This window comes from Formosa haliotis (assembly GCF_001685485.1).
In the GTDB taxonomy this organism is placed as follows: Bacteria; Bacteroidota; Bacteroidia; order Flavobacteriales; family Flavobacteriaceae; genus Formosa; species Formosa haliotis.
In genome coordinates this window covers 4,192,078-4,206,286 of sequence record NZ_BDEL01000001.1, presented here as the reverse complement: position 1 = coordinate 4,206,286, position 14,209 = coordinate 4,192,078, and the positions used below count along the sequence as shown (strand labels likewise).

14 protein-coding genes and 1 tRNA gene are annotated in these 14,209 nt (G+C 34.4%); 6 read left to right on the top strand and 9 right to left on the bottom strand.

The genetic code is table 11. From position 1 onward, the window contains the following. The 7 genes from A9D35_RS17830 to mscL all read right to left on the bottom strand — a co-directional run bounded on the left by A9D35_RS17830 (position 1) and on the right by mscL (position 6,021). Positions 1 to 1,395, bottom strand: coding sequence for a CmpA/NrtA family ABC transporter substrate-binding protein (locus tag A9D35_RS17830; protein WP_066225512.1), 1,395 nt, complete (start codon positions 1,393 to 1,395; stop codon positions 1 to 3). A 324-nt stretch (positions 1,396 to 1,719) separates the two neighbouring features. Next, positions 1,720 to 2,469: a Crp/Fnr family transcriptional regulator gene (locus tag A9D35_RS17825; protein WP_066225511.1), complete on the bottom strand. Its 750-nt coding sequence runs from the start codon at positions 2,467 to 2,469 to the stop codon at positions 1,720 to 1,722. 202 nt (positions 2,470 to 2,671) lie between these two features. Then, positions 2,672 to 2,747, bottom strand: a tRNA-His gene (locus A9D35_RS17820). A gap of 77 nt (positions 2,748 to 2,824) precedes the next feature. Continuing rightward, positions 2,825 to 3,541 (bottom strand): bacillithiol biosynthesis deacetylase BshB1, encoded by a 717-nt coding sequence (gene bshB1, locus A9D35_RS17815; protein ID WP_066225509.1) that lies wholly within the window; start codon positions 3,539 to 3,541, stop codon positions 2,825 to 2,827. A gap of 46 nt (positions 3,542 to 3,587) precedes the next feature. After that, positions 3,588 to 4,739 carry a trans-sulfuration enzyme family protein gene (locus A9D35_RS17810; RefSeq protein WP_066225505.1) on the bottom strand — a complete coding sequence of 384 codons (1,152 nt, stop codon included), beginning with the start codon at positions 4,737 to 4,739 and terminating at the stop codon, positions 3,588 to 3,590. A gap of 4 nt (positions 4,740 to 4,743) precedes the next feature. Then, on the bottom strand, positions 4,744 to 5,349 hold the full coding sequence (locus A9D35_RS17805) for a glutathione peroxidase (RefSeq protein ID WP_066225503.1): 606 nt from the start codon (positions 5,347 to 5,349) through the stop codon (positions 4,744 to 4,746). Between the two features lie 222 nt (positions 5,350 to 5,571). Beyond that, complete coding sequence (mscL, locus tag A9D35_RS17800) at positions 5,572 to 6,021, bottom strand: large-conductance mechanosensitive channel protein MscL (RefSeq protein WP_066225502.1); 450 nt, start codon at positions 6,019 to 6,021, stop codon at positions 5,572 to 5,574. A 191-nt stretch (positions 6,022 to 6,212) separates the two neighbouring features. Here mscL and A9D35_RS17795 point away from each other — a divergent pair, with 191 nt between their 5' ends. Next, positions 6,213 to 6,809 (top strand): transcriptional regulator, encoded by a 597-nt coding sequence (locus A9D35_RS17795; protein WP_066225500.1) that lies wholly within the window; start codon positions 6,213 to 6,215, stop codon positions 6,807 to 6,809. Then, positions 6,806 to 7,519: a DUF3307 domain-containing protein gene (locus A9D35_RS17790; RefSeq protein ID WP_066225499.1), complete on the top strand. Its 714-nt coding sequence runs from the start codon at positions 6,806 to 6,808 to the stop codon at positions 7,517 to 7,519. The genes A9D35_RS17795 and A9D35_RS17790 overlap by 4 nt, the downstream gene beginning before the upstream one ends. Before the next feature lie 4 nt (positions 7,520 to 7,523). Here A9D35_RS17790 and A9D35_RS17785 read toward each other — a convergent pair whose 3' ends face one another. Together A9D35_RS17785 and A9D35_RS17780 are read right to left on the bottom strand one after the other, a co-directional pair. After that, complete coding sequence (locus tag A9D35_RS17785) at positions 7,524 to 10,718, bottom strand: cytochrome c biogenesis protein CcsA (RefSeq protein WP_066225497.1); 3,195 nt, start codon at positions 10,716 to 10,718, stop codon at positions 7,524 to 7,526. A gap of 113 nt (positions 10,719 to 10,831) precedes the next feature. Next, positions 10,832 to 11,233 carry a group III truncated hemoglobin gene (locus A9D35_RS17780; protein WP_066225495.1) on the bottom strand — a complete coding sequence of 134 codons (402 nt, stop codon included), beginning with the start codon at positions 11,231 to 11,233 and terminating at the stop codon, positions 10,832 to 10,834. Between the two features lie 160 nt (positions 11,234 to 11,393). Here A9D35_RS17780 and A9D35_RS17775 point away from each other — a divergent pair, with 160 nt between their 5' ends. From A9D35_RS17775 to A9D35_RS17760, 4 genes are read left to right on the top strand one after another with little or no spacing between them, the layout of a single operon-like run. Beyond that, positions 11,394 to 12,161 (top strand): Rossmann-like and DUF2520 domain-containing protein, encoded by a 768-nt coding sequence (locus A9D35_RS17775; protein WP_066225494.1) that lies wholly within the window; start codon positions 11,394 to 11,396, stop codon positions 12,159 to 12,161. Beyond that, complete coding sequence (locus A9D35_RS17770) at positions 12,142 to 12,672, top strand: KdsC family phosphatase (protein WP_066225492.1); 531 nt, start codon at positions 12,142 to 12,144, stop codon at positions 12,670 to 12,672. The genes A9D35_RS17775 and A9D35_RS17770 overlap by 20 nt, the downstream gene beginning before the upstream one ends. A gap of 1 nt (position 12,673) precedes the next feature. Further along, a complete protein-coding gene (locus A9D35_RS17765) occupies positions 12,674 to 13,582 on the top strand; it encodes a geranylgeranylglycerol-phosphate geranylgeranyltransferase (RefSeq protein WP_066225490.1) in 909 nt (302 codons plus the stop codon). Between the two features lie 2 nt (positions 13,583 to 13,584). Beyond that, positions 13,585 to 14,172, top strand: a complete 588-nt coding sequence (locus A9D35_RS17760) for a Maf-like protein (protein WP_066225488.1) — start codon at positions 13,585 to 13,587, stop codon at positions 14,170 to 14,172. The last annotated feature ends 37 nt before the right edge of the window (positions 14,173 to 14,209 follow it).

Genomic DNA, 14,209 nt, shown 5'->3' with positions numbered 1-14,209 from the left:
TTACTGAATAGGTTCGTCCTTGTTTCCTATTTTAAAACTATTTATATACTCAATTGGATGTTTCGCATCGTACAAAGTGCCATCTATAAAATCTGCTGTAGCTGGCTTATACCCATCGGTTGTAGGAATATCGGCAGCTGGAATATGACCTTCTTCAACTAACAGCGCAGCCGCTTTTTTCCAAATATCTGGACGGTAAATATCTTTAATGGTTTCAGCATACCAGTCTGATGATTTTGATTCTGGAATTTGCCCCCATCTTCTCATTTGAGTTAAAAACCAAATACCATCAGAATAAAACGGATAGGTTGCATTGTACTTATAAAACACATTAAAATCTGGCATATCGCGTTTATCTCCTTTTTCAAACTCAAAAGTCCCTGTCATAGAGTTTGCAATTACAGCTTCGTCTGCACCTACATATTGAGACATCGATAAAATTTTAACAGCTTCTGCTCTGTTGCTTGGTTCATCTAACCATTTACCAGCTCTAATTAATGCTTTGGTTACTGCAATTGCAGTGTTAGGGTTATCTTCTACAAACTTTTTTGTCATTACAAAAACCTTCTCAGGATTATTCTTCCAGATATCATAATTGGTAACTACAGGTACTCCAATACCTTTAAATACGGCTTGTTGGTTCCATGGCTCTCCTACGCAATATCCAAAAATGGTTCCTGCTTCTAGCGTTGCTGGCATTTGTGGCGGTGGAGTAACCGATAATAAAACCTCAGCATCAATTTGTCCTTGAACATTGTCGGCCGTATACATCCCCGGATTTATTCCTGCAGCTGCTAGCCAATATCTTATTTCATAATTATGGGTCGATACCGGAAACACCATTCCCATTTTAAATGCTTTACCTTCTTTCCTGTATTCATCTATTACAGGTTTTAAAGCATCCGCTTTTATAGGATGAACAGGCTTACCATCTGAATCCATCGGAACATTGGGTTTCATTTTAGACCATACATCGTTAGACACTGTAATACCGTTTCCATTTAAGTCCATTGAAAAGGCCGTTACTAATTCTGCTTGTCTTCCAAACCCTGCTCCTGCCGCTATAGGTTGTCCTGCTAACATATGCGAACCATCTAATTGCCCATCGATCACACGATCTAAAACATTTTTCCAGTTAGATTGTGCTTCTACCGACACAAAAAGGCCTTCATCTTCAAAGAAACCTTTTTCTTTAGCAATAGCTAGAGGCGCCATATCTGTTAATTTGATAAACCCGAAAGTTAATTGAGGCTTCTCAATCGCTAAAGATTTAGTTTTTGAAACTTCAGGAGTTACATTTTCGGCTATTGTTTTTTGTTTGTCCTTTCCTCCACAAGACCCTAGCATAATGGCTAATGGTAAAATAAAGAGCGATTTTTTTAATACTGTTTTCATATCTATTGGTTTAATAATATTAAGTAGTAATACTTAGTTTTCAACAAATATATAAGTAGTCTTAAATCTATTTCATGAGATACCCCATAAACAAACCACTTTTTACAACATATAAAAACCTGACAAAAAACATATTTTCAATACAAAATACTGATTTACAGTAAAATACAATCAAAATAAGATGTACTTAGAAAAAGATATTTTAGTAAAAAAACTACGTAATTATTTGAAAAAGTGAAGAAACACACGAATACAACAAGACCATTTACCCTTCGTGAGTTTTGAATAAATAAACTAAATAGTAAAACAATTGAAAATATAAAACTAGCTATCTAAGAAGAAATTGTGCTCGCTAATTTCATTTTTAAGACGATTAATATCGTTGATCCCTATTTTTTTTCCGCTAGCATTAATTAACTTTTCTTTTTTCAAAGTTGAAAAAATTCTTATAATTTGCTCTTCGGAAGTTCCGGTATAATCGGCATACTCTTTTCTACTTAAAGGAAGATTTAAGAAGCCATTAGTCGAACCAAATTTTCGATTTATATACAGTAACATATCGGCGACACGCTCACGAACAGTCATTTGCGATAAGGATTTCACCTTAGACTCACTTCTATTCAGTTCGTTAGCATAAAACAACATCATATCGTAGGCAAACCGAGGGTTTTCAAGTAATATGCCCTGTAAGACATCTTTCGAAAAATAACACAAAACGGTATGTTCTAACGCAATAGCTCCTATAGAATAACACTCTTCTGTACCAAAACCGCGATGCCCAATTATTTCACCTTCTTTAGAAAAACGAACAATATGCTCTTTACCATTAATCCCAGTTCTAAACACCTTTACTTTGCCTTTCATCACAAAATATAAACCGTGAACTGGTGCTCCCTCCATAATAAATTGCTGCCCTTTTTTACAGCGTAATGTGGTTTTCTGGTCGACAAATTTAGAATCGGAGAGCGATTGAAAATTTCGCTTTATTAAACAATTTTCATTGATACACGCTCCACACGCTACACTAGAAAGTGCTTGCCGTTTAAAAGTTTGATGTGAAGCGATTAATGTCATTAAAAAATAAGTATTTGATATAAAATTAAGTAATTATACTTAGTTTACACCATACTGTGTACATTTTTATGAGCTTCGCAATATTCTATTAAAAAATTAAATAATTAGAACTTTAAGATCGGATAATTATGAAATTAATGAAATTAACAAAATTAACTCCACAAAAAAAGCCTTTCGAAAAATCGAAAGGCTTTTGCTTTTTGGGTGGAAGACCGGATTCGAACCGGCGACCCTTGGTACCACAAACCAATGCTCTAACCAACTGAGCTACAACCACCATGTGACGTGCATTCTGTAATGCGAGTGCAAATTTAAACGAAATAACAGATATTCCAAACCTTTTTTTAAAAAATTTTTATTTTAATTTAAATAAATTTTCAACGGCAACATAACGCTCTGATGTAAAGCCTTCTGCATATTCCACCCCAATGAGGCGTCCTAAATCTTTTGCGCGATAATTTACACTCTCGGTAAAGTTTTTACTAGATATTGGTGTTTCTGGCTCTTTACTCGCCGGATCGAAAAATTGCGTTTTATACGCTAAAACGGCTTGTTCTTTCGTTTCCATAAACCCAGTAACATCCACTACAAAATCAGGCTCTATAGGCTTCCATTGTATGTAATGATAAACATGTTTTGGCCGCCATTGTAGTTGTTGCTCCCCTTCTAGTGTGGTTTCAATTCTTTTTAATCCGCTTAAAAAACAAGCATCACTTACCAAACTACTTCCTTTTCCATGATCGATATGCCGGTCGTCTATAGCGTTACACAGCACAATTTCCGGCTGATATTTCCGAATTATTTTAATAATTTCTAATTGATGTTCTTTGTTATTCACAAAAAACGCATCAGCAAATCCTAAATTCTCTCGAATGGACACCCCCAATATTTCGGCTGCATCTTTTGCTTCCGCAGCGCGAGTTAAGACGGTTCCTCGAGTTCCTAATTCTCCTCGCGTTAAATCTAAAATACCAACTTTTTTCCCGTTGGCAATTTCTTTAGCTATGGTTGCCCCACACCCCAGTTCAACATCATCGGGATGCGCTCCAATAGCAAGTATATCTAATTTCATTTATATTATATTTTTTAAGCACTTCCTTTGAACCTGAAATGCTACTCTATGCTTTCACTTGTTGAATGGCTTGTTCTATATCGTCTATCAAGTCGGCTTTAGTTTCTATCCCTACCGAAAAACGAATCAATCCGTTGGTAACCCCAATACTATCACGTTCTTCCTGTGTTAATAAGGCATGAGAGGTTAAATAAGGTGATAACATAGTACTCTCTACACCTGCTAAACTCATGGATGATTTTATTAATTTTAAGGCTTTTTGAAAAGCCAAAGCATCTAAATTTTCATTAAGCTCGAAAGATAACATCCCGCCAAAACCACGCATTTGGGATTTTGCTAATTCGTATTGCGGATGACTTTTCAGCCCTGGATAATAGACATTTTTTACATCTGGATGACTGCTTAAAAACTTCGCCAATTTCTTAGCATTTCTGTTTTGAGCTTTAACACGAAGAACTAAGGTTTTTATGCTACGCTCTAACATCCAAACCATAAAGTCGCTTAAACTACCACCTAAATTTTTAGCCACATTCCAAATAGCTTTCATATGCAGATCTGAACATGCTACAGCTCCTGCCAAGATATCGCTATGTCCACCAAGATATTTTGTTGCTGAATGCACTACAATGTCAATCCCAAAATCGATTGGGTTTTGATTCACTGGACTAGCAAAGGTATTATCTATTATAGACAATAATCCTTTCGCTTTCGCTAAATTGGAAATCCCTTTTAAGTCGGTAATTGTTAGTAACGGATTTGAAGGTGTTTCTATATAAAGTACCTTGGTGTTTTCTTTTATTTCAGCTTCAAAATCGGCTACATCATACCCTTTTGTAAACGAAAACTCGATACCATACTTCGGAAATTCTTCGCGTATAAAATTACTGGTACCGCCATATAATGTATTTTGCACCACAACATGATCACCAGTTTTTAAAAATGCTAATAAGGTTGTACTAATAGCAGCCATACCCGAACCAAAAATCATTCCTGCTTCTGCATGCTCTAAAGCAGCAATTTTTTTCGATAAACTCTCTTGATTTGGCGTATTAAAATAACGCGGATATCGTTTTACATCTACATCGTCAAACTGGTAAGAGGTTGACATATAAATTGGCGAAACAGCTCCTTTAAACTGTTCGTCCTTCACTTCTCCCACATGGGTACAAATGGTTTGTAATCCTATTTTTTTAGTCATTTTTTTAGCTTTTAATCCATGAAATAATTGATTCGTCTGTAGGTAATGTTTTTGGTGAAACGACACGTACAACATGCCCTTCTTCATTAATTAAATACTTTTGGAAATTCCACTCTACCTCAGAATCTTCTAAACCATTTCTACTTTTCTGAGTTAAAAATTTGTACACCTCATCCATATCGTTTCCTTTTACAGAAATTTTACTCATCATAGGAAAAGTTACTCCATAATTTGCCTCACAAAATTCGGCGATTTCAGCATTACTCCCCGGCTCTTGCGATTTAAAATTATTGGCAGGAAAACCTATTATTGTAAAGTTGGCATCTTTATACGTTTTATATAACTCTTGAAGGTTTTTGTATTGCGGAGTTAAACCACATTTACTCGCGGTATTTACCACCATGATTTTCTTTCCTTTTAAAGTTGAAAAATCAAACGGATTCCCATACAAATCCTTTACCTTAAATTGATAAATGGTCTCTACAGCTGTGGCTTCGATATTTTTAACTTCTATACCCGATTCATGAATTGCTAATTCAGGCTGTGCTTTTGTGTTTTGCTTACAACTACATACCATAATAGCAAGCATAAGTACGACTAATGTTTTCATTAGCTAAAGGTATAAAAATATTTAATCTTAATTATAAAACCTAAGTTATCATAACTGCTAAAATATACCCAAAATTGGGTATTGCACGCCTAACCTATCTAACCTACATTTGAATGTACAATCTGATTATGACATCTTTAATTTTTAAAGATTACCATATAAAAATGCTATTAATTACCTGTGAAGAAAACAGCTATGATACATGTTATTATAGTTGTTTTTTTATTCTTTAAGTTTAGATTTTAATAATGCATTTTGTTCTTTCATTAAATCTGTAATACCCGATAATAACTGAATATCTTTAGGAGTCTCTACAGTTTTATCTTTAGGGTCTTGTGATTTTTTTCGCAGTCTGTTCATGAATTTCACTACTATAAACACCGTAAATCCTATGATTAAAAAATCTAAAAAGGCCTCAATTAAAGCGCCGTAGCCTAACGACACAGCTTCGACTACAACCTCTCCACTAGCATCTTTTACTTCGTCGCGAAGGACCCAAACTTTGTCCTGAAAATTAATTCCTTCCGAGAGTAAAGATAAGGGTGGCATAAATATTTTTTTTACCAACACATCGATAACCTTATTAAATGAGGCCCCGATAATAATACCCACAGCCATATCAATCATGTTTCCTTTTACAGCAAACTCCTTAAATTCTTGTATTAACTTCATAATTTCTTTTTTAACAAATATATTTTTTAATCTGCTGTTTAACAACAGCAATTACATCAAGTTACTATTAGCCTTTTTAATTATAAGCCAAATTATTAGCTATTACAATTATAATTTTAAATATTAGTTTTTAAGCTAATATTTTTTGAATTTAAAAAGAATTAGAATATATTTGATACAAAGCCATAACTATGACGAGTATTATTACAGGGGATATTATAAATTCTAGAGCGCACGACACCAAAGATTGGCTAACCCAATTAAAAACGGAATTGAGCACTTATGGAAGCACTCCTAAACATTGGGAAATATACCGAGGCGATAGCTTTCAATTGGAAGTACCACCAGAAGAGGCTTTAAAAGCTGCAATACTTATAAAAGCGAGTTTAAAACAATTTAAAACTATAGATGTACGAATCGCTATTGGTTTAGGCGAAAAAACATACGATGCAGACCATATTACCCAAGCAAATGGCAGTGCTTTTATAAATTCTGGAGAGTGCTTTGAGCAGTTAAAAAAAATAAATATGGCTATAAAATCAAACCGACCAGAATTTGATTCGGCCATAAATATAATGCTGGAATTAGCGTTATTAACCATGAACACATGGACACCCACTTCGGCAACTTTACTAAAACTAGCTTTTACACATCCGCAAGCCAACCAAATGGAATTGGCCGAATTAACACAAAGCACACAAGGTAACATTAGTCAAGGATTAAAGCGAGCGGGTTACGACGAAATTATTAAAATGATTGCTTATTATTCAAAAAATGTCATGTTATGATAGCGCTATTTATAAAATTACTCCTTGCACACTTGGTTGGCGATTTTCTTTTACAACCTACAAAATGGGTACTCGACAAAGAAAGACATAAACTAAAATCGAAGTATTTATATGCTCATATTGCAATTCATGCTATCGCATTACTAGTGGTACTGCAATTCAATTTTGATTATATCTGGGGTATTTTACTCATTAGCATTTCGCACTATATTATAGATGCCATTAAGCTATATTTAACCGGTAAAATAAATTCTCGCTGGTTATTTATAGCCGACCAACTAGCCCATTTAATTATTATAGCCATTGCTGTTCGCCTATACGAACCTTACAAAATTCCTATAGAAGCTTTTTACGACACCACCTTTTTATTGACTATTTGCTGCATCCTATTTGTAACCGTAGTCTCGTCGGTTATAATGAAAATTATTATCTCGAAATGGCAATTAGAAGAAACCAATGAAGCGTCTTTAAAAGATGCAGGCGCGTATATTGGCATGTTAGAGCGCCTATTTGTATTCGCATTTATCGTGATGCACTATTGGGAAGGTATCGGGTTTTTAATAACTGCAAAATCGGTATTTCGATTTGGAGATTTATCTAAAGCAAAAGACCGAAAATTAACAGAATACATTTTAATTGGTACCCTAATAAGTTTCGGTCTTGCTATAAGTTGCGGATTGGTGTTTAACTACCTAATCACGATTTTATAAACTTTTATTTCTTGTAATACTTAACGTATTTCGCATAGGCTAACCCGGCAATAACAGCCACAATACCTAAGGCAATTAAAATAAACTTAACACTTACAATTTGGTCTCCACTGGCGTAAGAGTGCAAACCTGCCAAGTAGAAATTTACCCCAAAATAAGTCATCATAATACTAGAAAACGCAAGTATAGATGCTAAGTTAAACCCAAATCTACCTCGTAATCCTGGCACCAATCGCATATGAATTACAAAAGCGTAAACCATAATACTAATTAACGCCCAAGTTTCTTTTGGATCCCATCCCCAGTAGCGTCCCCAACTCTCGTTAGCCCACATACCCCCAAGGAAATTTCCTATTGTTAACATAACCAATCCTACCGTTAACGCCATTTCGTTAATTACAGTAAGCTCTTGTATGTTAATTAGCATCTTGTCTTTATTGTCTTTATTTGTAAAAATCATAAGGAAAAGTACGGTTAAACCTAAAACCATACCAATAGTAAACGGCCCATAACTACCCACAATCACAGCAACGTGAATCATTAACCAATAACTATCTAATACCGGTTGCAGATTGGCAATGGCTGGATCCATCCAGTTCCAGTGCGCCACCATTAAAATCATAGAAGTTACTAAAGCTGTAGACGCAATGGTTAAATCACTCTTTCTTCCAAATACTAATCCAAATAACATCGTCGCCCATGCCACATAAATCATAGATTCGTAGGCATCACTCCAAGGCGCGTGCCCCGAGATATACCATCTCGCAATTAATCCTAAAGTATGCAATACAAACAACCCAACAACAATCCATCTAAACACAGACACACTAACATCGATGGTTTTGTTTTTACTTTTAAAAATCTGAACAATTAATAGTACGAACATTAACATGCCCGCATATAAATACCAACTGTACAACTTTTTAAAAATATCGTAATGATTGTATAAAATCTCGGTTTTTATCTTTTTATCAGAAAGCATAACGTCGCTTCCGTATTGATGCTGAGTTTTATGAAAAGCCTCTAAAATTTTATTTGCATCGGTAAAATCTCCCGTTTGTTTAGCCTGATTTAAAGTCATTAAATACGCCGAAAATCCGCTTTTCACAAAATTGGCATATAATGAATCTTGAATCTTATAATTCCCGTTTTTATATTCTATAGAAGAAATCCATTTGTTATTTTCATCATCTGGAATAGGGAAAATTCGTAACGAACGACCTTCAATCGTATTATATAATAAGTTTACATGCTGATCTACTTCTTTAAATTCCTTTTGAAATCCATTCGGTATTGGTGCTTTATACGCATCCTCCAAAAACGGTCCCAATTTATAAGCCCCACGATCTGTAAAGAAATCGGCTAAAGTTGCATATTTCTGATCCTTAGGAATGCCTATTATAGAACGAATAGAATCGGACTTCTTATACTTTAAATAAACGATTGGGACATTGTACCAAAGTAACGGACTCTCATGCATAGAAAGAAATACTTGGTCGGCATCTAAATCTGCATAGGTATCGGCATTAGAAATTTTACGCAACAACTCTGATGCATAGGTATTAACAGGCATCATACGACCACCAATATCTTGAATAACCATATGTCCAAATTTATCGGCATGGTCTTGTGGCGCTTTATTGGCTATTAAAATAGAATCTATTTGTGCCTTTGTAGGTCGGTTATTATGAGCATGTCCATCGTGATCTGTATGGCCATGATCTTGAGCAAAACCATGTAAACCGAAACACAATAAGATTACCGATAGCAGTTTTGCTTTTTTCGATTTAATCTGATCTAACTTTTTACGTAAATCTCCAAAACGAGTCCCTTTACTAAATAAGGTTGCCAACATGGCGAAATACAATAAGAAATACCCAATATAGGTGAATAATGTCCCCCAATAATCGTGATTAACAGATAGAATAGTTCCTTTTTCATCTGGATCGAAACCAGATTGGAAGAAGCGATACCCACGATGATCTAAAATATGATTCATAAAAATTTTATAATCAAAGTCGCCCTCTTGGTCATCAATTACTGTAACTTGACTAGAAAACGCGGAGTAACTTTTATCGGTTCCAGGATAACGTTCTGCTTCAAAATCGTTTAATTTAATACTAAACGGAAGTTCTAAAACTTTAGAACCGTATTTAAAGGCAAAATCTAATCCACCAATTTTTACCTGTTTAAAAGCACCATTACTTCCTTTGCCTCCTAACACACCTACACGTTGAGTTTCACCATTTGTAGTTACTTTTAAAACCACTCCATCTTCATCGTTTTTAAGAAATTCTGCTTTTTTTACGATATCGAATTTTCCTTTTACAACAGGCTTAGGAAACACCAATTGCATATTACCAATAACATAACGCGAACGTAATACCAAAGGTTGCAAACTATCTTTTGCTAAAGTTCCTGTGGCCATAGTTGCCATGGTCATGTATTCTCCTTCAAAAGGCGATTTAATAAAAATCCCCTCATCGTTAGAGGTGATATTTATAGCGCCTGGAGTTTCTTTATTTAGAGAAATTAGCATGCTGTGAATGCTTTGCACTTCGCCAGACTTTAAAAAGTGGTTATGCGATCCGCCATCACTGGCTTCAACCAACTTTAAATACGATTCACCCGATTCGTCTGGAATAATATCTTCTTCTGCCCCGCTAATAAAAGATTCCAACTCTATCGTTACAGGTTGCTGATCGTATTTTGTTTCAACCTTAAATTTATTGTCTAATCGTGGAGAAAAATCTACTTCGCGTTCTATTGGTAAACGCTGTGGCAAACCGTCGATTACATAATCCCCATCAATATATGCCGTTATATACGTTTTTTGAGATAAAAATGTGTTTTCTGTAGCTCCTTCACGGATAGCCATCATCCCTTCAAAACCAATATATCGGGTAATAAAAGCACCTAATAATATTAAAATAAACGATAAGTGCAGCACTAAAGAGGCCCATTTTTCTTTCTTATAAAGCCTATAGCGCTTAATGTTTCCTATAAAATTAATAAGGAAAATAACCATGATGGCTTCAAACCACCACGTATTATAAATTAAAGTTCTAGAATATGGTGTAGGCGATGTATCTTGACCCGCATCCATAAAAGTTCCAATGGCCATAGCCCCGGCAAAAACTAAAAATAAAACGGAAGTTAAACGTGTAGAAAAAAGTATTTTGGCAAGTTTATTTTGCATAATGTTTACTCTAAATTTAAGTCGGGCAAATTTAGTTTATTTTGTTCAGTTGCCCGTCACCATTTAAATTTAAAGTCTGTTAAAATTAACCTAATTTTAAGATTACCATGAGCTTATTCCGTTTTGGTTCGTGCTTGAAAAATATTTAAATACAAAAATGTCCCCATTTTACGTGCCCTTTGTTTGGCATTATTTGCCATATCCCCTTCAAAAAGTTCATCTATAGTTTGTATCCAAAGATTTAGCCATGCTCCAAAATGTTTTTCAGAAATACTATTATTATTTGCTTGATCGACTTTAATATGAACCTCTAAAGGATTCCCATAATATTTAGTTTTTAAAAACAGACTCGACTCCCAAAAAGTTGTTAAGCGTTCTATATGAGCTGGCCAATCGGTGATTAAGGTCTCAAAAAAAGGTCCTAAAAAATCATCTTTTCTTATCTTATCGTAGAACGTAGAAACCAGTTTATACACATCGTCATGAGTCTTTATATCAGATTTATTAGTATCCATATTTTAATTGATTTAGGTTTATAAAAGCAATATTACAAATATAGTTACACCACGCTCAATACGTGTTAAATATGGTCTCAATCTTTAAAATTGAATCTTTACATACTTAAAATCTTTTCACAGCCTTAAAATATATTTTTAAAAACTGTATTTTAGCAAGATGATTTCAATTGTATTACTTGGCGCAGGAAATGTTGCCACACATTTATTTAAAGTGTTTCAGAATTCCGACAAAATTTCTGTAACACAATGGTACAATAGGCATATTAATAAAATATCGTCTTATCAAAATGAAGTTCAGATTACCGATAGCCTTTCAGAATTAAAAGCGGCCGATCTTTATATTATTGCAGTAAGCGACGATGCCATATCTACAATTTCTGAAGCTTTACCTTTTCAAGATCGGTTTGTAGTGCACACCTCTGGCACAGCAAGCCTTTACGAATTAGACAGTAAACATAGACGTGGTGTTTTTTATCCGTTACAATCATTTTCTAAAGATTCTGAAATGGATTTTACAAAGGTTCCATTATGTTTAGAAGCCCTATTAAAAGACGATTTTAAAACGCTTAAAGGACTGGCTAAAGCAATTGGCTGCAAGGCTTATAAAGTATCTACAGAACAACGACGCTATTTACATGTGGCTGCTGTTTTTGCAAACAATTTTACAAATCAGATGTATAGAATTTCTCATGAAATTTGCGAAGCCAACCAGATAGAATTCGATGTATTAAAGCCACTTATTTTAGAAACAGCTAAAAAAATACAAAACTTATCACCCTATCGTGCTCAAACCGGACCGGCTGTTCGAGGCGACAAAACTACAGTTACCAAGCATTTAAAACTTATACAAAACCCGCAACAAAAAGCGATATACCAACTATTAACGGATTCAATAACAGAAACACATGGAAGAAAAAAGCTATAAAGAATACTTAGGACATATTACAACTTTTATTTTTGATGTGGATGGTGTTTTAACAGACGGTAACGTTACGGTAACTACATCGGGCGAAATGCTAAGAGTAATGAATGTTAAAGATGGTTACGCTATTAAAACGGCTATAGACGAAGGCTTTAAAATGTGCATTATCTCTGGCGGATCCAATGAAGGGGTACGCAAACGCTTAGAAGGGTTAGGTGTTACCGATATCTTTTTAGGAGCCCACAATAAAATTGATAAACTAGACGAGTTTATAGAAAAACACGATATTAAAACCGAAAACATTCTATATATGGGCGATGACATTCCAGATTATCCCGTTATGCTCATTGTTGGTTTACCTACCTGCCCGCAGGATGCTGTTCCAGAAATAAAAAACATCTCAAAATATGTGTCTCATAAAAATGGTGGTAAAGGCGCTGTAAGAGATGTTATTGAGCAAGTTTTAAAAGTGCAAGGTAAATGGCGTGGTAATTTTGACGCTCAATACGATTAACATGTGGCTTTTAAACCTCATACGTTGGAAAAATTTATTGCTAATTATACTTGTTCAAACATTAATAAAATACGCTTTATTCCCAGCGTTTTATGTCGATACGGCTTTAAATGATTGGCAATTTAGTATCCTTGTTATAGCGACCTTATGTTTGGCCGCTGCCGGAAATATTATAAACGACATTTACGACGTTGATACCGATACCATTAATAAACCCAATCGGGTAATTGTAGGCAAATTCATATCCGAAAAAACAGCTTACAACTTATTTATTGGTTTTAATGTTATTGGCGTGGCCCTAGGTTTTTACCTCTCGAATGCTATAGGTAAAAGTGGATTTTTCGCACTATTCGTTATAATCTCCGTTTTACTTTATTTATATGCTAGCTACCTAAAACGGACGCTATTAGTTGGAAACATGATCATTTCTGTTTTAGTTGGTTTAAGTTTAATAATCGTAGGATTGTTCGATTTAATACCGGTTATAACTTTCGAAAATCAAGATAATCAACGCTTAGTTTTTAAACTGGTTTTGACATATGCTGGTATGGCTATTTTACTAAATTTTATCCGGGAAATAGTAAAAGATATAGAAGATGTAGATGGCGATTACAAGTCTGGAATGCACACCCTACCTATACTTATTGGTAGAGCTCGTGCCTCGAAGGTCGCTTTAATATTGTCTTTTATCCCGACCTTCATTTTACTGTATTATGTAATAACATATTTGTACAAAAACCCTTTAGAGGTAGGCTATTTTACTTTTTTAATTATTGGCCCACTTATTTATATAAGCATTGAATTATTTAGTGCTAAAACAAAAAAAGAGTTTCGCAAAATTAGTTCTGTAATTAAATTTGTTATGTTAACAGGCGTTTTATCATTACTTTTATATGTTTTTACACCATAAAAATGTTACATCAAAATTTAAAAAATTATAATATTATATTGGCTTCAGGATCTCCTAGAAGACAACAATTTTTCAAGAATTTAGGATTAGATTTTTCTATCGAATTAAAACCTGTAGAAGAAATATATCCACCGCGATTGCGTCATTTTGAAATTAGCGATTATTTATCGCAGCTTAAAGCCCTTCCGTTTAAAGCACACTTAAAACCTAAAGACATTTTAATAACCAGCGATACCATAGTTTGGCATAACGAAACAGCATTAGGAAAACCAAGAACAGAGGCAGAAGCATTCCAGATGCTTCAATCTTTAAGTAATACCACACACGAAGTAATTACCTCGGTATGTTTTACAACAACGAATTACGAAAAAACAGTTAGTTCGGTAACTAAAGTAACTTTTAAAGCGTTAACCGAAGACGAGATTAACTACTATATAAAAACATGCAAACCCTTCGACAAAGCTGGCGGATACGGTATACAAGAGTGGATTGGGTTTATAGGTGTAACCAAACTTGAAGGCTCCTATTTTAATGTTATGGGCTTGCCAACAGATGTTGTTTACAGAATTTTAAACGAAATTATTGCGTAAATAATTCCTATTAAAGTTATTCAAATCATGCATGTCA